This window comes from Mesorhizobium sp. M2A.F.Ca.ET.046.03.2.1 (genome assembly GCF_003952425.1).
In the GTDB taxonomy this organism is placed as follows: Bacteria; Pseudomonadota; Alphaproteobacteria; order Rhizobiales; family Rhizobiaceae; genus Mesorhizobium.
Genome location: NZ_CP034449.1, coordinates 6,295,977 through 6,315,988, shown reverse-complemented (window position 1 = coordinate 6,315,988; position 20,012 = coordinate 6,295,977). Strand labels below are relative to the sequence as shown.

Below are 20,012 nucleotides of genomic sequence, written 5' to 3'. Positions count from 1 at the left end.
CAGTCTTGGGCATGAACCTGATGGTCCAGCCCGGGAGGATCAGTTGGTGCCCTTGCCGCCGCACTTGCCGGTTTTGACATTGAAGTTGCCGCAGCTGAGCGGCGCGCGCCAATCGGAAATCAGGTCCTTGGAATCGGGCAGGTAGTCGGACCATTCGTCGCCCATCACCAGGCCGGGCGTCTTCGAGACCGTCTGGAACTGGCCATTGGCCTGGATTTCACCGATCAGCACCGGCTTCGTGATGTGATGGTTCGGCATCATCGCCGAATAGCCGCCGGTCAGGTTCGGCACCGAAACGCCGACCATGGCGTCGATGACCTTGTCCGGATCGGTGGTGCCGGCCTTCTGGACCGCCTTCACCCACATGTTGAAGCCGATATAGTGAGCTTCCATCGGGTCGTTGGTGGTGCGCTTGTTGTTCTTGATGAACTTGTGCCAGTCGGCGATGAACTTCTTGTTGTCGGGCGTGTTGACGCTCTCGAAATAGTTCCAGGCGGCGAGATGGCCGACCAGCGGCTTGGTGTCGAGACCGGCGAGCTCTTCCTCGCCAACGGAGAAGGCCATGACCGGGATGTCCTCGGCCTTGATGCCCTGGTTGCCGAGTTCCTTGTAGAACGGCACGTTGGCATCGCCGTTGACGGTCGAGACCACCGCGGTCTTCTTGCCGGCCGAGCCGAACTTCTTGATCGCCGAGACCTCGGTCTGCCAGTCGGAGAAGCCGAACGGCGTGTAGTTGACCATGATGTCATCGGCCGGCACGCCCTTCGATTTCAGATAGGCTTCGAGGATCTTGTTGGTGGTGCGCGGATAGACATAGTCGGTGCCTTCGAGCACCCAGCGCTTCACGGAACCGCCATCGGCGCTCATCAGGTAGTCGACGGCCGGGATGGCCTGCTGGTTCGGCGCCGCGCCGGTGTAGAAGACGTTGCGCTCGCTCTCCTCGCCCTCATACTGGACGGGATAGAACAGGATGTTGTCGAGTTCCGAGAACACCGGCAGCACCGACTTGCGCGACACCGAGGTCCAGCAGCCGAACACGGCCGCGACCTTGTCCTTCGAGATCAGCTCGCGCGCCTTCTCCGCGAACAGCGGCCAGTTGGACGCCGGGTCGACGACCACGGCTTCCAGTTTCTTGCCGAGCAGGCCGCCCTTGGCGTTCTGCTCGTCGATCAGCATCAGCATGACGTCTTTCAGCGTCGTCTCCGAAATCGCCATGGTCCCCGACAGCGAATGGAGAATACCGACCTTGATCGTGTCTTCCGCCGCCTTCGCGGAAGCCGACGCCAGCAGGCCAGCCGCGACGACGCCCGCCGACAGGATCTTTGTTATTTTCGCGAAGTTACCCCTCATATGACACGCTCCCAAGCTTGGTTGTTTGCACCGCCACATAGACTGTGCAAGCGACGTGCCAGACGGGAATGCGTGCAACGGGATTGCGAGATAACGATGAGATTACAGCCGGTTATCCAGTAGCCGGGAAACTTTTAGATCCACTTCCACGCGACCAAGTTGAGAAAAGTTTACGCAGCACTGCCTAGATTCTGCCCAATTGGTAAAAATGCCTTAAATTTCATCATGCAGACAAAAGGCTGGCTGATCGGCCCTGTTGCAGGGCCATGGCGAAATGGGGCAAGGTCGCCGCGCAAACGAGCGACGTCATGACCCTGCGAACGATCCTGAGTTTCCTGCTTCTGCTGTCCGCCGCCGGAAGCGCGCATGCCGATTTTACCGACGGTAAGCTGCCCGACGGCGCCTATCACTGCGAGGTCTACCTGCTCGGCCTGTTCCTCGACCTCGGCGTGATCACCATCAAGAGCAACCTCTATAGCGGCCCGGTGACCTTCGGCGCCACGCCGCAAGCCTACGACTACCAGATGAACCCCAATGGCGAGATCACCTGGCTCGGGCCGCTCGGCGGCTACACCAGCGGCGGCAACTCGATCTCGATGACCCAGGCGACGCTCGACGACCCGAGCGGCCCCTCCTTCGACATCATCATGAAGCAGCAGGACGGCGCCTTCACCGCCTCGACCTGCACCAGAAGATAGCCGCCGGCTCCGCATAAAAAGGCGCGGAACCCTTTCGGGTCCCGCGCCAGCAGGCAGTCGGGAGGATGAACGCAATTCCAGGAAAGGTGCTTAGCGGTTTTCCGTCCGGAATTGCGTCAAACAAAAATAGCTGGAGCGGATCGGCGGTGACGCCGAACCGCTTCAGATGGTCTTGGCCGACATCTGCGCCGCGATGTAGTCGGCCTGGCGGATCGCCAGTGTCACGATGGTCAGCGTCGGGTTCTCCGCCGCCCCGCTGGTGAACTGGCTGCCGTCGGAGACGAACAGGTTCTTGATGTCGTGCGACTGGCCGTGCTTGTTGACGACGCCGTCCTCCGGCTTCTCGCTCATCCGGTTGGTGCCGAGATTGTGAGTCGATGGATAAGGCGGCGTCGGGAAGGTCCTGGTGGCGCCGACAGCGGCATAGAGCGCCTGGCCTTGGCTGTAGGCATGGTTGCGCATTGCCTCGTCGTTCGGATGATCGTCGAAATGGACGTCGGCGATCGGCATGCCGTGCTCGTCCTTTTCGTCCTTGTGCAGCGTGATGCGGTTCTCCTCGCGCGGCATGTCCTCGCCAACGATCCACAGGCCTGCCATATGGTCGTAATGGTCGAGCGCCGTGGTGAAGGAGCGGCCCCAGCCGCCGGGATTGAGGAAGGCCGCCATGAACGGCAGGCCAAGCGACAATGTCTCCATCTCGTAGCCGCCGACGAAGCCGCGCGACGGATCGTGGCGCGCCTCGTCGCGGATGATGCCGGCCATGGTGGTGCCGCGATACATGTGCACCGGCTTGTCGAAAATCGCGTAGACCGAGCCGGTGGTGTGGCGCATGTAGTTTTTGCCCACCTGCCCCGACGAGTTGGCGAGCCCGTGCGGGAACTTGCTCGATTCCGAATTGAGCAGCAGGCGCGGGCTCTCGATCGAATTGCCGGCGACGGCGACGATGCGGGCCTTCTGCTCCTGCAGCTTGCCGTCCTTGTCGGCATAGACGACGCCGGTCACCTTGCCGGAAGCGTCATGGTTGATCTTGATCACCATCGAGTTCGGCCGGACCTCCAGATGCCCAGTCGCTTCGCCCTTCGGGATTTCGGTGTAGAGCGTCGACCATTTGGCGCCCCATTTGCAGCCCTGGAAGCAGAAGCCGGTCTGCTGGCAGGAATTGCGGTCGTCGCGCTGCACCGAATTGATCGCCATGTTGCCGGTGTGGCATTCCTTGTAGCCGAGCTTGTCGGCGCCGGCCTTGAGCACCTTGAAGTTGTTGTTGCCCGGCAGCCGCGGCCAGTCATTGGTGCCCGTGACGCCCATCTTGGCCTCGGCCTTGGCGTAATACGGTTCCATTTCGGCCAGCGTCACCGGCCAGTCGAGGAGGTTCGCGCCCTTGACCTTGCCGTAGGTCGTGGCCGCCTTGAATTCATGCTCCTGGAAGCGCAGCGAGGCGCCCGCCCAGTGCGTCGTCGAACCGCCGACCGATTTGACGATCCAGGCCGGCAGGTTCGGGAAATCCTTGGCCACGCGCCAGTCGCCCGAGGTGGTGCGCTTGTCCTTCCAGGCGAGCTGGGCAAAGGAATCCCACTCGTCGTTGATGAAATCCTCATATTCGTGGCGTGCGCCCGCCTCGAGGATGACGACGTCGATGCCTTTCTGCGCCAGCTCGTTGCCGAGCGTACCGCCGCCGGCGCCGGAGCCGATGATGACGACCACGCCATCGTTCTTGAGATCAAATGATGCTGCCATGGTTTCCTCCCATGAAATCCGTAGAAATGCGGTTCAGGACAGAGCGGTCTACAGCCACTCGATGTCGTTGAAGCCGCGCGCGATGTAGCCGCCCTTGGAATAGGACTCGCCTTCGTAGCCAAAGATCGGCCACAGCTCCTTCTGGTTGTAGAGGCTGACGACGAGGCCGCCGCGTACCGCCTGGAAGAACGGCGTCTTCTCGATGCCGGTGAGCAGCGCGACCCGCTGCTCTTCCCAGCCGATCCCGCGATAACCGCCCTTGCCGGCCTTCTTGTCGAGCTCGGCGATGCCCTTCTCGATCAGTTCCTTATGGGCCGGGTCCTTGGCCGCCGTCTCGTCATGGCCCTTGACGGCAATGGCGTAGTATTTGTCGGGCACCTGGTCGTGCGGATAGATGTCGCGCGCCATCTGGATCAGCGTCGCCATCGTCTCGGGCTTCAGCGCCGAGGTTTCGAGACCCCAAGCGTGTTCGGGGCTGATGACGGCGCTGCCGGAGATGATGAGCAGCGCGCCGGCACCGCCGCGCTTGAGAAGCTCTCGCCGCGAAAGCCCGGCTTTCTTCTCATAAACTGTAACCATGATTTCCTCCCTGCTTGCTGTTCGCGCCCCTGAGGGCGCCGTTGCTGGCGCCGCGCCGGTCCGCGCGGCGGAATGTCCCCTATTGGAAGCGCCCTCCTCGCTGCAGGACCTCGATCTTGTAGCCGTCGGGATCCTCGATGAAGAAGAAGCGGGCAATCCGCACCCCGTGGTGATTGAACTCGACGATCTTCCTCGGATTGAACCCGAGCGCGCCGATCCGGTCATGCTCGCTGTCGAGATCGGCGACCGACACGGCGAAATGGCCGTAGCCGTCGCCCAGCGCATAGGGCTCGGTGCGCCCCTTGTTCACGGTCAGCTCCACCTCGAAAGGCGAGTCCGCATTGCTGAGATAAATCAGTGTGAAAGTCTCGAAATCGAGCCGCTGCGCCACCTCGAGGCCGAAGGCCTTGTTGTAGAAATCGACGGACCGTGCCTCGTCGAGAACCCTGATCATGGAATGGATCGCCTTCGCCAAATCGGACTCCGCAGCTTTCTTGATTTCGAAGCCGATTATGCGTGCTGGCGAAAAAAGGTGGTGGCAGCCGATTACCACGCATGCGGCTTGGAAATGGGTAGTCTCCCGGCGCGGGCGAGGATGGGCGCGCCTAAGGACGAAAGTCTGATTGCCGTTGCCGGCCATTGGATCGAAGATGACAAACGCAGGCAGTGTTCAAAAAGGCGCCGGCTCGCTCAATCGGCGCCCAAGACAAACAAAAACGGGAGGTACTGATGTGCAGAGTCTTCGCCGGGCAAAACCCGGAAGGCTACCGGCAGATCAACCGGTCGATTCGCATCGACGGTCATTCGACCAGCATCCAGCTCGAGGCGACATTCTGGGATCTGCTTGACGAGATCGCCGACAGCCAGGGACTGACGACACCGAAATTCATCTCGAAGCTTTATGACGAGGCGATCGAGATCAACGGCCAGATCCCGAACTTCGCCTCCATGCTGCGCACGACCTGCGCGCTCTATCTGCGCGGCCACCGGCCCAATGCCGAGGAACAGGCTGCGTTGAAGCGGGAAGCCGCCTAACTCTCTGCCGCGACTTCGAGCGCCAGCCGGGTCATGTCGGTGAAGAGGGCCTGACGCTCCGCATAGTCCGTCAGCTCGCCGGTGGCGATATGATCGACCACGGTGAGCAGCGACAGTGCCCGGGCGCCGAACTGCGCGGCAATCCGATAGAGCGCGCTGGTCTCCATATCGACTGCCAGCGCCCCAAGCGCCCTCGGCTCGTCGAACCGCGCGCGGCCGTCGGGATGGTGGAACACGTCGCTGCAGATCGTCAGCCCGGCGCTGCAGGCGATGCCGAGATCGGCCGCGCGTCGCAGCGCCAGCGCATGCAGCGCCGGATCCGGTCCCGCCGGCTGGTACAGCCCGAACACCTGTCCGCTAATCGCGCTCTCCGCCCGCACTTCGCTGGAGATGACGAGCCCGCGCAAGGGCACATCGTCTGCTAAGCCGCCACTGGTGCCGGTGCGTATCAGCGTCTTCACGCCATGATAGTCGAGCAATTCATGCGCGTAGATCAGGAAGGATGAAACGCCGATGCCGGTCGCCTGGATGCTGACCGGCTTGCCGCGGAACCGGCCGGTGAAGCCCAGCGCGCCCCTTCGGCGGTTGACGCAGCGAGGCGCCTCGAGAAAGGTCTCCGCCATCCATTGGGCGCGCTCGGGGTCGCCCGGCAACAGCACCGTTTCGGTATAATCGCCCCTGTCCGCCTCGATATGCGGCGTCACGCGCTACTACCCTCTGATAGATCCATCCGGCGACCATCATGGCAGGGCCGTCGCAATGTGCAAGCGATAGCTCATTTGGAAGCAATTCCAGCGAGCTGTAAGGCGGTCAGGCACCAGCGCCTTCGCCTTGCGTCGTCCGTCCGCAATTGCGTCAGCGCTCTAGGATTCCAGCACGTCCTTGACGATCGTCGCCAATTGCTTGAGCGAGAACGGCTTCGGCAGGAAGCCGAAATGGGCGTCGGCCGGCAGGTTCTTGGCAAAGGCGTCCTCGGCATAACCCGAAACGAACACGAACTTGATGTCCGGCTGACGCTTGCGCAGCTCGCCGAGCAATGTCGGCCCGTCCATCTCCGGCATCACCACGTCGGACACCACGATATCGACCTTGCCGCCAAGCGCCTCGAACACTTCCAGCGCCTCGACGCCGGACGACGCCTCATGCACGGTGTAGCCGCGCGACATCAGCGCCCGCACACCGCCCATGCGCACGGCGTCCTCGTCCTCGACCAGAAGCACTGTGGCCGAACCGGACAGATCCTTGGCCGTGTCGGCCGGCTTGGCCGGAGCCGCCGCCACGGCTGCCGGCGCCGCGCCGGGCTCGGCCTGCTTCTTCACCTCGGCGATGTGGCGCGGCAGGAAGATGCGGAACACCGTGCCCTTGCCGATCTCGGAATCGCAGAAGATGAAGCCGCCGGTCTGCTTGATGATGCCGTAGACCATCGACAGGCCGAGGCCGGTGCCCTTGCCCACTTCCTTGGTCGTGAAGAACGGCTCGAAGATTTTCTTGAGAACGTCGGGCGCAATGCCGCTGCCGGTGTCCTCGACATCGACGAGCACATAGTCGGCCGGCGTCAATTCGCGATAGGCGAAGGATTTGCATTCTTCCGTCGTGACGTTGCGGGTGCGCACGGTAAGATCACCGCCGCTCGGCATGGCGTCGCGCGCGTTGACGGCGAGGTTGACCACCACCTGCTCGAATTGGCCGATGTCGACCTTGACCGGCCACAGGTCGCGCCCGTGGTCGATCTTCAGCTTGATGTCGTTGCCGACAAGGCGGGCGAGCAGCATCCGGAGATCGGCCAGGACATCGGTCAGGTTGAGCACTTCCGGCCGCAGCGTCTGCTTGCGCGAGAAGGCCAGCAATTGCCGCACGAGCGAAGCCGCCCGATTGGCGTTCTGCTTGATGTTCATGATGTCGGGGAAGGACGGATCCGACGGACGGTGGTTGGTCAACAGAAGGTCGGACGCCATGATGATGGCGGTGAGCACGTTGTTGAAGTCGTGCGCGATACCGCCGGCAAGCTGACCGACCGCCTGCATCTTCTGACTCTGCGCCATCTGGCCCTCGAGCGCCTTCTGCTCGGTGGTCTCGACCGCATAGACGATGGCCGATTCCTCGGCGCCCTCGCCGCCCGCGCTGTCGGCGACGGCGTTGACGTAGAAGCGGATATGGCGCTCCTCATTGCCGGGCAGCACGGAGTCGATCGGCTCGATATTGGCCTGCCGCTGCCTGGCCTTCTCGAAGGCGGCGGCGAAGGCCGGACGGTCCCGTTCGTGGACGATGGTCTCGAACCGCACCCGCCGGTCGACGGCGTCCCGGTCGACCACGGATGAAAACAGCTGCAGGAATGGCGCGTTGGTGCGCAGGATGCGCCCGCTCGCATCGACGCCCGCGATAGCCATGGGAGTCGAGTTGAAGAAACGGGTGAAGCGGACCTCGGAAGCCCGCAGTTCCGCCGAAGCGTCCTCGCCCTGGGTACGGTTGAGCACGATGGTGCGGGTCGGACCGTTCACGCCCTCGCGGCTTGCCGAAACCCGGTGCATGAAGCGCACCGGCAGCGCCTGGCCGCTCATGGTGGTGAGGTCGAGGTCGATGACGGCATTGCGGGTCGTGCCGGGATCGGCCTTGACCGAGCGGACCAGCGCCATGCCGTCGCCGGCGATGATTTCCGGCAGCGTGATGGCGCCCGGCGTGAAGGAGGCAAGGTCGATACCCAGCCACTCGGCGAGAGTGGCGTTGATATAGGTGACGCGGCCTTCCTGGTCGGCCGAGAAGAACCCGGCCGGCGCATGGTCGAGATGGTCGATGGCCTTTTGCAGGTCGAGGAAGAAACGCTCCTGCTCCGCCCGTTCCTGCGAGATGTCGGCAAGCTGCCAGGCCAGCATCGGCAGCCTTTCCCCGGGCATGCTGAAGGCGCGGGCGCGGGCCCGGTACCAGCGCGCGCCGGGCTCGGCGCCGGGCTTGATCGACTGCGCCAGCCGGAACTCGCCGTCGCCCGCCTGGCCGTCGCGCAGGCCCGACGCCAGCCTGTAGATCGTCATCGAGGCCTCGGGAACATCAGACAAGAGACCTTCGACGGTCTTGAGATCGGCCGCCGAGGCGGCGCCCGTCATGTCGGCATAGGCGCGATTGGCATAGACGACGCGGCCCTTGGTGTCGGTCACCAGCAGGCCCTGCGACATCGAGTCGACAAAGGCTTTCGACAGTTCGTCGCCGGTCGACCGCGGCGCGATCTGCACGAAGCCGATCGCGGTCGCGAACAGGAAGCCGACGCCGATCATGGCGAGCACGCCGAGCATGCCGAGCAGGAAAGGATCGCCGAGCCGCTCGCGGAAAAGTCCGAAGACGATCGCGGCGCCGGTCAAGACGACGATGAAGACGATGAGCCTGGTGACGGCGCCCGGACGCGTGTTCTGGTCGACGATCGGTACCGGATAGAAATCGCCGCGCGTTTCCTTGGCCATGTTCCCCCTGCTCGTGATTCCGGTGTCCGACGGGCGCGGACGGCCGGTTGAATCACATTCTCCTGTAGCGGAAAAGGCCCCGGCGGCAAATGTCCGATAAAATCAATGATTCATGTTTCAAACTGTTCACGATGGGTGATGTGAACTTGCGGCGGGCCGCCACCGCGGTCTAGTGTCGCCTGACCTCAAGAGGCGATTGGGTGCACCGATGCTGCAGTGGCTGGATAGCGTGGCGGGTCCGGGTTATGTCGCCGCAATCCTGTGGACGTTTGCAGCACTCATTTTGCTCGTCGTCATCCTGCTCGTCATCAAGGTTGTGCGCAATCTTACCTTCGGCACTTTCGTGGCCGGCGGCAGGAACCGCAAGACGCGCCTCGCGGTCATGGACGCCACCGCCGTCGACAGCCATCGCAGGCTGGTGCTGGTGCGCCGTGACGACATCGAGCATCTGATCCTGATCGGCGGGCCGACCGATGTCGTGGTCGAGCGCGATATCAGGCTGGCAGCGCCGCGCCGGCCGGCGCTTACCGGCGACAGCGGCCAGCCACAGGCAACCGCCGCCGCGCGCCCGCGCGCGCCGCAACCGGCACCTCCGCCCGCCCCCGGCCCCGTCAGGCAACCGCCGCCTGCCGCCCAGCCAGTTGCCGCCGCACGCCCGCGCGCGCCGGCGGCACCGAGCCAGCCGACCGCCAAGGTCACGCCCCTGCCGAGCTACGGAACGACCAACGGCAGCGACAGATACACGCCGCCGCCCTCAAACGATTCCGTCGACGACACATTGATGCACGAGCTCGAGACCTCTCTCGACGAGACGCACTCCCAGCCGGCAGCGCCAAGCAAACCCGCACCCAAGCCCTCGCTCGATGATGAGATGGCCAAGCTGCTTGGCGAACTGGGCAATCACAAGCGCTGACCTAAAGCATGTCTCCCGAAAGTGGGAACCGGTTTCGGGATAAGACATGCGTAAATCAAAACCTAAAGCGCATGGAGCGAATCTGAAGATCGCGACCCGCTTTAGCGGCAGCTTGCCGGAACGCGCGAACTCTCCGCAGCTAGGAGCTGAAAACAAAAATGGCCGGAAAGCCGGCCATTTTTGACGTTTCTGCTTTCAGCTCGCGTCAGTCGTCGCGATACACCTTTTCGCGACGCTCGTGGCGTTCCTGCGCTTCGATCGACAGCGTCGCGATCGGACGCGCGTCGAGCCGCTTCAGCGCGATCGGCTCCCCGGTTTCCTCGCAATAGCCGTAGGTGCCTTCATCGATGCGCTGGAGCGCGGAGTCGATCTTCGAGATGAGCTTGCGTTGGCGGTCGCGGGCGCGCAATTCGATGGCGCGGTCGGTTTCGGAGGAGGCGCGATCGGCAAGATCTGGGTGGTTGGCGTTTTCCTGCTGCAGGATTTCTAGGGTTTCGCGCGCCTCGCGCAGAATGTCGTTCTTCCAGGTGATAAGCTTTTGGCGGAAGTACGATTTTTGCCGTTCGTTCATGAACGGCTCGTCTTCGGAGGGTACGTAATCGGCGGTAACGATGTCGTTCATTCGACTCACCCAACAACCCCAAATTTGGCGCCTATATATTCGGGGACAAGAGCCTGCACAAGCGGTATCGACGACAGTTTCACGCAATTGTTAGTCTCGCATCGGCAGCTCCGGCAACGACGTTGTTTCAACGGCATAAAACGAATTCGCATATGATTCGTTGCAGGTGCTCGCGCCGGCCATTGTGCATGACGTGGTTCTGGTGACTAATCGCGCTTTGCCTGTCAGGCAGCGCCATGGGGGAACGCATGAGCAGACTTTATCTGTTGCGGCATGCCAAGGCCGGCTGGGCGCTGCCCGGCGTGCGCGATTTCGACCGCCCGCTCGACGAATCGGGCAAGGCTGACGCCGAAGCGATGGGAGAGGCTATGCGGGCCCGCAACTACGTGCCGGACGTCACGCTTTGCTCCAATGCCAAACGGGCAAGACAGACGCTGGAAGGCCTGGCGGGGCGCACCGACACCGGCCGGGTGCTGTTCTTCGACACGCTCTACAGCGAGGATGCGGCCGGCTATCTCGACATCATCCGCAAGAACGCCGGCGCCGAACAGCTTCTGGTGATCGGCCACAATCCCATGACCGAGGATCTGGCCATGGCGGTGTCGGGCGACGGCGACGAGGCGGCGCGCGGCATGATGAAGCACGGTTTTCCGACCTCCGGTCTCGCCGTGGTGCGCTTTCCCGGCAATCTTGCCGAAGCGGCGCAGGGCAACGGCTACCTCGAAGCCTTTCTCACGCCCGCCGACCTCTGAGGCCATTTCAAACGCCAGGTCCAGCGCCTATATCGGGCGCGGACGCGCAACCAGAGGCCTGATTTGGCATCATCGCTGACGACTTTCACCGACGAGGCAAGGATTGCGCTCGACACGCTGTCGGGCCGGGCCGCCGGGCTCTTCTCCCCCTCATTGCGTCTTGGCGTCACCGGTCTTTCCCGCGCCGGCAAGACGGTGTTCATCTCCGCCCTCGTCCACAACCTCATCCATGGCGGACGCCTGCCGCTCTTCGAAGCGCAGAAATCCGGCCGCATCGCCCGCGCCTTCCTCGAGGAGCAGCCGGACGATGCCGTTCCGCGTTTCCAGTACGAGGACCATGTCGCGGCCTTGGTGAACGACCGCGTCTGGCCGGACTCCACACGCGCCATCTCGGAGCTGAGGCTCACCATCGAATACGAGTCGGCTTCCGGCTGGAACCGGCTGTTTTCAGCCGGGAAACTGTCGATCGACATCGTCGACTATCCCGGGGAATGGCTGCTCGACCTGCCGCTGCTCGGCAAATCCTTCGCCGATTTTTCGCGCGAGGCGGTCGAGTTGGCCGCCCTGCCCGTCCGCTCCGACCTGTCTCAGGCCTGGCGCGAGCTGGCTTCCACCGTCAATCCCGATGCCGACGCCGACGAGATGACGGCGCGGCGCTTGGCCGAGAGCTTTGCCGCCTATCTCAAGGGCTGCAAGCTCGACGAACGCGCCCTGTCGACGCTGCCGCCCGGCCGCTTCCTGATGCCGGGCGACCTCGAAGGCTCGCCGGCGCTCACCTTCGCGCCGTTGATGATATTGGCGGACGGCCGGCCGCGCTCCGGATCGCTGCAGGCGATGATGGAGCGCCGCTACGAGGCCTACAAGACGCATGTCGTCAAACCGTTCTTTCGCGAGCACATCACCCGCCTGGACCGGCAGATCGTGCTGATCGACGCCATGCAGGCGCTCAATGCCGGCCGGGCCGCGATGGCCGATCTGGAACGCGCCGTCACCGAGATCCTGTCCTGCTTCCGGCCCGGACGCGGCAACTTCCTCACCGATTTCTTCTCGCGCCGCATCGACCGCATCCTGGTCGCCGCGACCAAGGCGGACCATCTGCACCACGAAAGCCACGACCGGCTGCAGGCGATCGTGCGCCGGCTGACCGACCGAGCCGTGGCGCGGGCGAATTTCAGCGGCGCCGCCGTCGATGTCGTTGCCATGGCCGCGGTCCGCTCGACCCGCGAGGGCACGGTGAAGCAAGGCCGCGAGACGCTGCCGGTGATCATCGGCACGCCGCTGAAGGGCGAGACGATCAACGGCGAGACCTTCGACGGAAAGACCGAGACCGCCATATTCCCGGGCGATTTGCCGGAAAAGGTCGATGCCGTGTTCGACAGGTCCGCATCATCGCTCGACAGCGCCGAGCCGGCGATCCGCTTCGTGCGTTTCCGCCCACCGAAGCTCGAGCGTACCGCCGAAGGCGTCACGCTGTCCTTGCCGCATATCCGGCTCGACCGCGCGCTGCAGTTCCTGATCGGAGATCATCTGGCATGACCGCGCCCCGCAAACCGGCGGCCTTCCGCATCGAGCCCGAGACCGAGCCGAAGTCGCAAGTCAGCCGCGTCGCCGCGGAGCAGCCGGCGCGCAGGCCGCGCGCCGCGCGGGCCGACGTGGCGGTCGTGATCCCCTCGGAGGTCGACGTTTTCGACGAGCCGGATATCGAGGCCCCGCCCCCGCCACCGGCGACAGCGCCGCGAAAGCGTTCGCTGCTGGCGCGGCTGTTCTTCGGCGCACTCGGCGTGCTCGTCTCGCTGGCGGTCGGCCTGTGGGCGGACCAGCTGATCCGCGACCTGTTCGCGCGCGCCGAATGGCTGGGCTGGCTGGCGGCCGGCATGGCGACGATCGCGCTACTCTCGCTGCTCGTCATCCTTATCCGCGAATTCCTGGCCATTGCTCGCCTTGCCGAAGTCGAGAAGATGCAGAAGCGGGCCCTGGATGCCGTGGCGCGCGACGATCCCAAGGCCGCGCGCGCCCTCGTTGATGAGCTCTCGGCCTTCGTCGCCGCAAAACCCGAGACCGCCGCCGGACGCCGTTCGCTCGCCGAGTTGCGCGGCGAGATCATCGACGGCGCCAATCTGGTGCGGCTTGCCGAGACCGAGATCCTGTCGCCGCTCGATGCCCGCGCCAAGATCATGATCCTTGAGGCCGCCAAGCGCGTCTCCCTGATCACGGCGGTCAGCCCCCGCGCGCTGGTCGACATCGCCTATGTCGTGTTCGAGGCGGGCCGCCTGATCCGGCGCCTTTCCGAACTCTATGGCGGGCGCCCGGGCACGCTCGGCTTCTTCCGGCTGGCGCGTGGCGTGCTCGCGCATCTGGCGGTGACCGGCTCGATCGCAGTGGGCGACAGTTTCGTGCAGCAGATCGTCGGCCATGGGCTTGCCGCAAAACTCTCTGCGAAGCTCGGCGAAGGGGTCGTCAACGGAATGATGACGGCGCGCATCGGCATCGCGGCGATGGAAACCGCCCGCCCCTTGCCGTTCATTGCCGTGAAGCGCCCGGGCCTTGGCGATTTCCTCTCGGCGCTGACCTCGTTCGCGGCCAAAAAAGACGGTCAGGCGGAGTAACAGGGTAAACGCGAAAGCCACCTCCAGTGACGAAGCATTAACCAATCTTCGCCATGGTCGATCAGGTCCCAAGAATAGACTCTGTCGTGCCGGGTGTCGTCCATGAGAAGCGTAATCCTGTCCTGCGTGCTGCCTGCGACCGTTGCTATTGCCGCGCCGCTCGGATTGGTCGAAAAAGCCTTTGGCGCCGAGCCGGACAAGCAGTTCTTCCGGTCCGTCGAGGGCCGATGGGTAGGCCCTGGCGAGATCATCGCCGGCAAGTACAAGGGCACCAAATTCACCTGCGATTTCAACGGCTCGACGCCTGACGGCAAGGTCGGTATGACGTTGGACGGCAACTGCCGGGTCGGCGTCTTCACGCAGAAGATGTCCGCGACCGTCGAGCGCAAGGGTCGCGACGGCTACCGGGGCGCCTTCATGGGCGGCTCGACCGGCAACGGCATGGATATTGTCGGCGGCAACGTCGTCGACGCCCAGAAGGTCGTCTTCACCATCAACCGCAACCAGTTGAACGGCGTCATGCAGGCCCGCGTGCCCGACGACAATTCGATGACCGTGACGGTGGCTGTGCGTGTCGACAAACAGCTGGTGCCTGTGATCGGCATGAGCCTGAAGCGGGTCGACTCGGTCGAAGTCGGCGCCATCGCCAAGAACTGACCCGACGCGCCGACCTCCGCAAAAAGGCGGCGGCCGCTTGGCCACCGCTTTCGTGTTCATCGATAGCTGAGATCAACCCTTGATGGTGGCCGTCAGCTCGTCATAGGCCTTGCAGGCTTCGTCAAGCGTCGTCGCGCCCTGATACTTGGCGGTCACAGCCTGCACCTTGGCGGTCAGATCGGCCGCCTTGCTCGGATCCTTGGTGATGGCTTCCTGGAGGGCGGCAGCCATGTCCTGCGCCTTCTTGGCGGCTATTTCCTGCGTGCATTCCGGCCCCTTGGAGCAAGCCGATGCAGCCAACGCCGCAACACCTACGGCGACGAGCAAAAACTTTTTCATGTCAATCATCTCCTCAAAAAAGGCAGCCGCCCATCGCGACTGCCTCCGATGGCCGAAGCCGAACGTGCCATAACCGCTGATTGTGGCGGCGCGCAACAACCGGGCTGCGTAAACTTGTGTAACCACGATGCAATATCGCGGCGTTCCAGATTCAGGCCGCCCAATGCATGTAAAACAACAAGCTGAGGCGTGTCGCATCAGGCCGTTCAGCGCGACGCGCTTCAGAGCAGTTCCAAGAAAGTGTGAAGCGTTTAGGTTCGGCGACTTCGCCGTAACCTTCCGTCCCGAATTGCGTAAAAACAAAGAGATAGAGCGTCTCGCCGTTTCCCTGAAACGGTGAGACGCTCTGGGTCACTGGAACAAGTTCACCTGCGAGGCTGCAGCAGCGCCAGCACCACCGTTGCGACGGCAAGAATGGCGGTAAGGGTCAACGGCCCCGTTGCGCCATAGGTGTCCACGACATAGCCGCCGACAACCGCGCCGGTGGTGATGGCCACCTGGAAAGAGGCGACCATCAGGCTGCCCGCTGCTTCCAGCGCATCGGGTGCCGCACGCGACAGATTGGTTGGCAGCACCACCGGCCCCATGCCGAAGGCCAGGCCCCAAAGCGTGACAAACCCAAAGGCAGCGCCGATGTGCACGCCCCAAAGCACCAATGCCAGCGCCGCGAATGCCATCAACGCTGCAGTGACCACGAGAGCCACGTGGATGTTGGCGTCGGCCATGCGGCCGCCGGCAACATTGCCAATCACGGCTGCGATGCCAAATCCAAGCAGGGCCAGGGCAATTGGCCCGGTTGCAAGCAGGGTCACGTGTTCGAGGAAGGGGCGCACATAGACAGAGCCGGCGAAATGTCCGGTCATCAGCAAAAGAATGGCAAGCATGCCGAGTTGAACGCCACGCCGCCGTGTCAGCCGAAATACATCCGCGAGACTATTGCTGGCGGTTGCAGGCAGGGTCGGCAGGCTGAGCAACTGCGCCAGCATGGCCAACACGGCCAGCCCCGCCGCCATGGCCATGGCGCTGCGCCATCCCAACCAGTCGCTGATCAGCGCGCCCATCGACGGTGCGGCAATGGTGGCAAGCGAGACGCCGAGGGTGACGATGGCCATGCCACGCCCCGTCGCATTGGCGCCAACCAACCTCGCCACGACGGCAACCGAAAGTGCCCAGAAAGCGCTGAGAGCGATACCCAACCCGGCGCGGCCTAACAACAACAGCCAGAAATTAGGCGCCAAGGCCGCAAGAAGGTTGGAGGCGACCGCCAGGGCCATGAGGCCGACCAGCACGGTCTTGCGGTTCAATCTGCCGATGAGAACATTGCTTAACATGGCCGTCACGGCGCCGACGGAAGCGGTGGCGGTGACGACCTGTCCGGCCGTTCCCTCGCTGATGCCGAGATCGCGTGCCATCGGCGTCAACAGACCTGCGGGCAGGAATTCGGCTGACACCAGCGCAAAGCTGGTGGCCGCCAATGAAAGGACCGCAAACCAGGTGCCTGCGCTCCATGCGGCTGGCGCATCCTCATCAAGGCCAATCGCGGTGTCTTCAAGCTGTAATGTTGTGTCAGTCACGGAAGGAGTCTCCAAAGTTTGGAGATCTTAGATAGGCTAGTCCGCCCGGATTATATGTATCTTAAAATCCGAAGTTCATGTCCATTCGTCCGGAAATTGTGCGGCGCACAACGCCCGGCGAGACATTGGTGATGCGCTTGAACGCGCGCGCGAAGGATGCCTCGGAATCATAGCCCAGACGGGTAGCGACTTCGGCAACCGACATGCCGTTTTGCCCCAGCAACTCGCGGGCAAGCTGCATGCGCAGACGAGCGAGATAGCGTGCAGCGCCCTCGCCCAAGACAGCGCTGAAGCGCTCGGCAAAAATCGAGCGCGATTGGCCGGCCAGGGCGGCTAGGCTTTCCAGCGTCCAGTTATGGCCGGGATCTCGGTGCATGGCTGCGAGAGCGCGGCCGATATGGGGGTCGCGGATGGCGGCGAGCCAGCCGGTGGTCGAGGCTCCGGTGCAATTGACCCAGCAGCGGATGAGCCGGGCCGTCAGCAAATCCGCCATCCGCGACAGGATGGTGGCGCTGCCCATCTGCGGTTGCGCGGCCTCGGCCGTCATAGCCGCCAGCAAAGGACGCATGACCGGGTCATTTCCGGCCACGTCGCAGCCTTTGATGACAGGCGGCATCAACGTGATCAACGGGTTGAGCGCGCAGGAACCCAGTGCCATCGAGCCGCAGAAAAGGGTGCTTGTCGCGCCCGTTCCCTGCCTGACCACTTCGCAGACATTGCCGCCCAACTTGGTCACCTGGCACCCCTCGAGCGAGTCGCCGACGACGTCCGGCGCACTGGCCAGCCGATGAGCGATGCCTTGCGGCAGCAGCACCAGATCGCCATTGCGCAACTCCTGCCAGCCTTCCTCTTCGGTATGGATCCAGCATGGGCCCTGGCCGACAAAGTGAAAGCGAAGGAGCCTCTGTTGCGGAAAGGCGATGCTCCATGGATGTCGCAGCTCGCAGCGGCCATAGTTCACGCCACTCAAGCGAAAGTCCTGCAGGACTTCGCTGAGCGCATCCATCGGGATATCCGGAAGCGGGCGGGACGAATAGTCAGACATTTCGCCATTATAGATGCCGAACGTCCGACAGGCAAGCGAAGGTCCCTCCGACGGCGCCTACCCTTCCTGGCAGGCCTCCCGCCCTTGCCTCTCCCTCCCGGTGCATGCAAGGAGTGCTTCTAATGCATGTCGCCCAGAAGTGCGCAGCGGTTCTGGAATAACGACATGCATCAAGCAAAGACCTGAAGCGCGTCCACCTGAATGTTTTCCAGGCGAACGCGCTTTTCAGCAACAGGATGACAGCCATGGCAGCTGAAGCGTCGAGCAGCGATCTGGTGCAGGTGGTGGCGTTGCTCGCGGCCGGCGTCATCGCCGTGCCGATCTTCAAGCGCATGGGGCTGGGCTCGATCCTCGGCTACCTTGCCGCGGGCGTGGTCATCGGCCCGTTCGGCCTGCGCGTCTTTTCCGAATCGGGATCGATCCTCCACGTCGCCGAGCTCGGCGTCGTCATGTTCCTGTTCATCATCGGGCTGGAAATGCAGCCGTCGCGGCTCTGGGGCCTGCGTCGCGAGATCTTTGGATTGGGCGCCCTCCAGGTCGGCGTCTGCGCGGTCCTGCTCACCCTCGTCGGACTGGCCGGAGGCTTTCCGATCGCGCAGTCCTTCGTTGCCGGCGCCGGCTTCGTGCTGACCTCGACGGCGATCGTCATGCAGCTGCTGGAAGAGCGCGGCGAGATCGCCACGCCGAAAGGCCAGCGCATCGTCTCCATCCTCTTGCTTGAAGACCTGATGATCGTGCCGCTGCTGGCGCTGGTGGCCTTCCTCGCGCCCGGCGGCGCCGAAACCAGTATTTCGGAGCGGCTGACCGAAGTCGGCATGGGCATCGCCGCGATCGTCGGGCTGGTCGTGGCCGGCCGTTATCTGCTTAATCCGCTCTTTCGAATCCTGGCCGACGCGCGTGCCCGCGAGGTCATGACCGCCGCGGCCCTCCTGGTGGTGCTGGGATCGGCTCTCGCCATGCAGCTCTCCGGCCTTTCGATGGCGATGGGCGCCTTCCTCGCCGGCGTGCTCCTGTCGGAATCGACTTTCCGACACCAGCTCGAAGCCGATATCGAGCCGTTCCGCGGGATCCTGCTCGGCCTGTTCTTCCTCGCCGTCGGCATGTCGCTCGACCTTGGCGTCGTCGCCCATAACTGGCGGCTCGTCGCGATCTATGTCGTCGCCTACATGGTCATGAAGGCGCTCGGCATCTACATCGTCGCGCGCATCCTGAAGAGCGGCCATCGCGAGGCGCTCGAACGCGCCGTCTTCATGGCGCAGGGCGGCGAATTCGCCTTCGTGCTTTATTCGTCCGCGGCCGCGGTCGGCATCATCGACGGCCAGGCCAACGCAACGCTCACCGCCATCGTCATCATCTCGATGGTGCTGACGCCGCTCGCGATCCTGGCGCTGCGCTACCTCACCCCGCGCGACGAGCAGTCGCTCGACGGCGTCGACATCGCCGAGGGCCTCACCGGCAGCGTGCTGATCATCGGTTTCGGCCGCTTCGGCCAGATCGCAAGCCAGCCGCTGCTATTGCGGGGGCTGGACGTCTCGATCATCGACAACGAGGTGGAGATGATCCAGGCGGCGGCCAATTTCGGCTTCAAGGTCTATTATGGCGACGGCACGAGGCTCGATATCCTGCATGCGGCCGGCGCCGGGCGGGCCCACGCGGTGCTGATCTGCGTCGACAAGCCGGACGCCGCCGTGCGCATCGCGCAGCTGATCAAGGCCGAATTCCCGCTGGTCACCATCCTGGCGCGCGCCTACGACCGCGGCACGGCGCTGCAGCTCATTCGAGCCGGCGTCGACTACCAATTGCGCGAAACCTTCGAATCGGCGCTCGTCTTCGGCGGCTCGGCGCTGGAGGCATTGGGCGTCGATCCGGAGGAGGTTGCCGAGGTCATCGAGGACGTGCGCCGTCGCGATACCGCTCGCTTCGAAACGCAGCTTGCCGAGGGCATCCGCGCCGGCCAGCGTTTCCTCAAGGGCAACATCGGCACGCCGATCCCGACGCCGCTCACGCAACCGCGCCGGGCCGGCCGCGCGCTGAACCAAGAAACAGCCGTTGTGCTGAACGAGGCAGAGACCAACAACTGAGGGGCAAGGCATGGCAGAGCTCGACGCGCGGGCGCTTTCAGTCACCAAATTCTGGCGTGACGCCGGCGAGGACGCCTGGTTCGAGAAGAACGACGCCTTCGACACCGATTTCCGCAGCCGCTTCCTTGAGTTGCATTACGCAGCCGCGCGGCGCGAATGCGACGACTGGAACGCCCATGCTGAAGGATCGCTGGCGCTGATGATCCTGCTCGATCAGTTCCCGCGCAACTGCTTCCGCGGCACCGGCCACATGTACGTGACCGACCCGCTGGCAAGGCATTTTGCCGACCGGGCGATCGCCGCCGGACAGGATCTGGAACTCGACGAGGCTCTGCGCGTCTTCCTCTACCTTCCATTCGAGCATTCGGAATCGCTTGGCGATCAGAAGCGTTCAGTGGAACTCACCGCCGTGCGAGCCGCGAACGATCTTAAATATGCCGAGGAGCATCTGGAAATCATCGAGCGCTTCGGTCGCTTTCCGCATCGAAACAGGTTGCTCGGTCGAGAGACGACGCCCGAGGAACAGACATTTCTCGACGGCGGCGGTTTTTCCGGTTGATGCCGGTTAACCACAGATT

At 63.7% G+C, this 20,012-nt stretch carries 21 protein-coding genes; 10 read left to right on the top strand and 11 right to left on the bottom strand.

Annotated elements, in window-relative coordinates:
- Positions 1-39 precede the first annotated feature (39 nt).
- Positions 40-1,350, bottom strand: coding sequence for an urea ABC transporter substrate-binding protein (gene urtA, locus EJ072_RS30075; protein ID WP_126082563.1), 1,311 nt, complete (start codon positions 1,348-1,350; stop codon positions 40-42).
- 308 nt (positions 1,351-1,658) lie between these two features.
- Between urtA and EJ072_RS30070 the strand changes: the two genes are divergently transcribed.
- Complete coding sequence (locus tag EJ072_RS30070) at positions 1,659-2,048, top strand: hypothetical protein (RefSeq protein ID WP_126082562.1); 390 nt, start codon at positions 1,659-1,661, stop codon at positions 2,046-2,048.
- A 162-nt stretch (positions 2,049-2,210) separates the two neighbouring features.
- Here the strand turns inward: EJ072_RS30070 and EJ072_RS30065 are convergent, their stop codons facing one another.
- The 3 genes from EJ072_RS30065 to EJ072_RS30055 form a co-directional block, all read right to left on the bottom strand.
- The gene (locus EJ072_RS30065; protein ID WP_126082561.1) at positions 2,211-3,782 is read right to left on the bottom strand and encodes a GMC family oxidoreductase; all 1,572 of its coding nucleotides are present in this window, start codon (positions 3,780-3,782) and stop codon (positions 2,211-2,213) included.
- 48 nt (positions 3,783-3,830) lie between these two features.
- Entirely contained in the window at positions 3,831-4,361 is a 531-nt protein-coding gene (locus EJ072_RS30060; RefSeq protein WP_126082560.1) for a gluconate 2-dehydrogenase subunit 3 family protein, read from the bottom strand.
- A gap of 79 nt (positions 4,362-4,440) precedes the next feature.
- On the bottom strand, positions 4,441-4,836 hold the full coding sequence (locus tag EJ072_RS30055; protein WP_126082559.1) for a VOC family protein: 396 nt from the start codon (positions 4,834-4,836) through the stop codon (positions 4,441-4,443).
- A 254-nt stretch (positions 4,837-5,090) separates the two neighbouring features.
- On the opposite strand from EJ072_RS30055, the gene EJ072_RS30050 reads away from it, so the two are divergent.
- A complete protein-coding gene (locus EJ072_RS30050; RefSeq protein WP_126060664.1) occupies positions 5,091-5,396 on the top strand; it encodes a ribbon-helix-helix domain-containing protein in 306 nt (101 codons plus the stop codon).
- Here the strand turns inward: EJ072_RS30050 and EJ072_RS30045 are convergent.
- Both EJ072_RS30045 and EJ072_RS30040 read right to left on the bottom strand, forming a co-directional pair.
- Complete coding sequence (locus EJ072_RS30045; RefSeq protein ID WP_126082558.1) at positions 5,393-6,100, bottom strand: DeoD-type purine-nucleoside phosphorylase; 708 nt, start codon at positions 6,098-6,100, stop codon at positions 5,393-5,395. The two genes, EJ072_RS30050 and EJ072_RS30045, sit on opposite strands and share 4 nt — an antisense overlap.
- Positions 6,101-6,259: 159 nt before the next feature.
- Entirely contained in the window at positions 6,260-8,845 is a 2,586-nt protein-coding gene (locus EJ072_RS30040) for an ATP-binding protein (RefSeq protein ID WP_126082557.1), read from the bottom strand.
- A 208-nt stretch (positions 8,846-9,053) separates the two neighbouring features.
- Between EJ072_RS30040 and EJ072_RS30035 the strand changes: the two genes are divergently transcribed.
- The gene (locus EJ072_RS30035; protein ID WP_189343124.1) at positions 9,054-9,758 is read left to right on the top strand and encodes a flagellar biosynthetic protein FliO; all 705 of its coding nucleotides are present in this window, start codon (positions 9,054-9,056) and stop codon (positions 9,756-9,758) included.
- Positions 9,759-9,804: 46 nt separating this feature from the next.
- Positions 9,805-9,942, top strand: a complete 138-nt coding sequence (locus EJ072_RS36175; protein WP_189343123.1) for a hypothetical protein — start codon at positions 9,805-9,807, stop codon at positions 9,940-9,942.
- 21 nt (positions 9,943-9,963) lie between these two features.
- Here EJ072_RS36175 and dksA read toward each other — a convergent pair whose 3' ends face one another.
- Positions 9,964-10,380 carry an RNA polymerase-binding protein DksA gene (gene dksA / locus EJ072_RS30030; protein ID WP_040972254.1) on the bottom strand — a complete coding sequence of 139 codons (417 nt, stop codon included), beginning with the start codon at positions 10,378-10,380 and terminating at the stop codon, positions 9,964-9,966.
- 248 nt (positions 10,381-10,628) lie between these two features.
- On the opposite strand from dksA, the gene EJ072_RS30025 reads away from it, so the two are divergent.
- The 4 genes from EJ072_RS30025 (at position 10,629) to EJ072_RS30010 (ending at position 14,395) form a co-directional block, all read left to right on the top strand.
- Positions 10,629-11,132, top strand: coding sequence for a histidine phosphatase family protein (locus EJ072_RS30025; protein WP_126082556.1), 504 nt, complete (start codon positions 10,629-10,631; stop codon positions 11,130-11,132).
- Between the two features lie 63 nt (positions 11,133-11,195).
- Complete coding sequence (locus tag EJ072_RS30020) at positions 11,196-12,668, top strand: YcjX family protein (RefSeq protein ID WP_126082555.1); 1,473 nt, start codon at positions 11,196-11,198, stop codon at positions 12,666-12,668.
- Positions 12,665-13,738, top strand: coding sequence for a TIGR01620 family protein (locus EJ072_RS30015; RefSeq protein ID WP_126082554.1), 1,074 nt, complete (start codon positions 12,665-12,667; stop codon positions 13,736-13,738). The genes EJ072_RS30020 and EJ072_RS30015 overlap by 4 nt, the downstream gene beginning before the upstream one ends.
- Before the next feature lie 102 nt (positions 13,739-13,840).
- Positions 13,841-14,395, top strand: coding sequence for a hypothetical protein (locus tag EJ072_RS30010; protein WP_095818606.1), 555 nt, complete (start codon positions 13,841-13,843; stop codon positions 14,393-14,395).
- A gap of 72 nt (positions 14,396-14,467) precedes the next feature.
- Here EJ072_RS30010 and EJ072_RS30005 read toward each other — a convergent pair whose 3' ends face one another.
- The 4 genes from EJ072_RS30005 to EJ072_RS29990 form a co-directional block, all read right to left on the bottom strand.
- A complete protein-coding gene (locus EJ072_RS30005; protein WP_245467039.1) occupies positions 14,468-14,860 on the bottom strand; it encodes a hypothetical protein in 393 nt (130 codons plus the stop codon).
- Between the two features lie 25 nt (positions 14,861-14,885).
- Entirely contained in the window at positions 14,886-15,089 is a 204-nt protein-coding gene (locus EJ072_RS30000) for a hypothetical protein (protein ID WP_126082553.1), read from the bottom strand.
- A 10-nt stretch (positions 15,090-15,099) separates the two neighbouring features.
- Entirely contained in the window at positions 15,100-16,308 is a 1,209-nt protein-coding gene (locus EJ072_RS29995) for an MFS transporter (protein ID WP_126082552.1), read from the bottom strand.
- A gap of 61 nt (positions 16,309-16,369) precedes the next feature.
- Positions 16,370-17,353 carry an AraC family transcriptional regulator gene (locus tag EJ072_RS29990; RefSeq protein WP_126082551.1) on the bottom strand — a complete coding sequence of 328 codons (984 nt, stop codon included), beginning with the start codon at positions 17,351-17,353 and terminating at the stop codon, positions 16,370-16,372.
- A gap of 245 nt (positions 17,354-17,598) precedes the next feature.
- Between EJ072_RS29990 and EJ072_RS29985 the strand changes: the two genes are divergently transcribed.
- A complete protein-coding gene (locus EJ072_RS29985) occupies positions 17,599-19,434 on the top strand; it encodes a monovalent cation:proton antiporter-2 (CPA2) family protein (protein ID WP_126082550.1) in 1,836 nt (611 codons plus the stop codon).
- Between the two features lie 10 nt (positions 19,435-19,444).
- Complete coding sequence (locus EJ072_RS29980) at positions 19,445-19,993, top strand: DUF924 family protein (RefSeq protein WP_126082549.1); 549 nt, start codon at positions 19,445-19,447, stop codon at positions 19,991-19,993.
- Positions 19,994-20,012 lie beyond the last annotated feature (19 nt).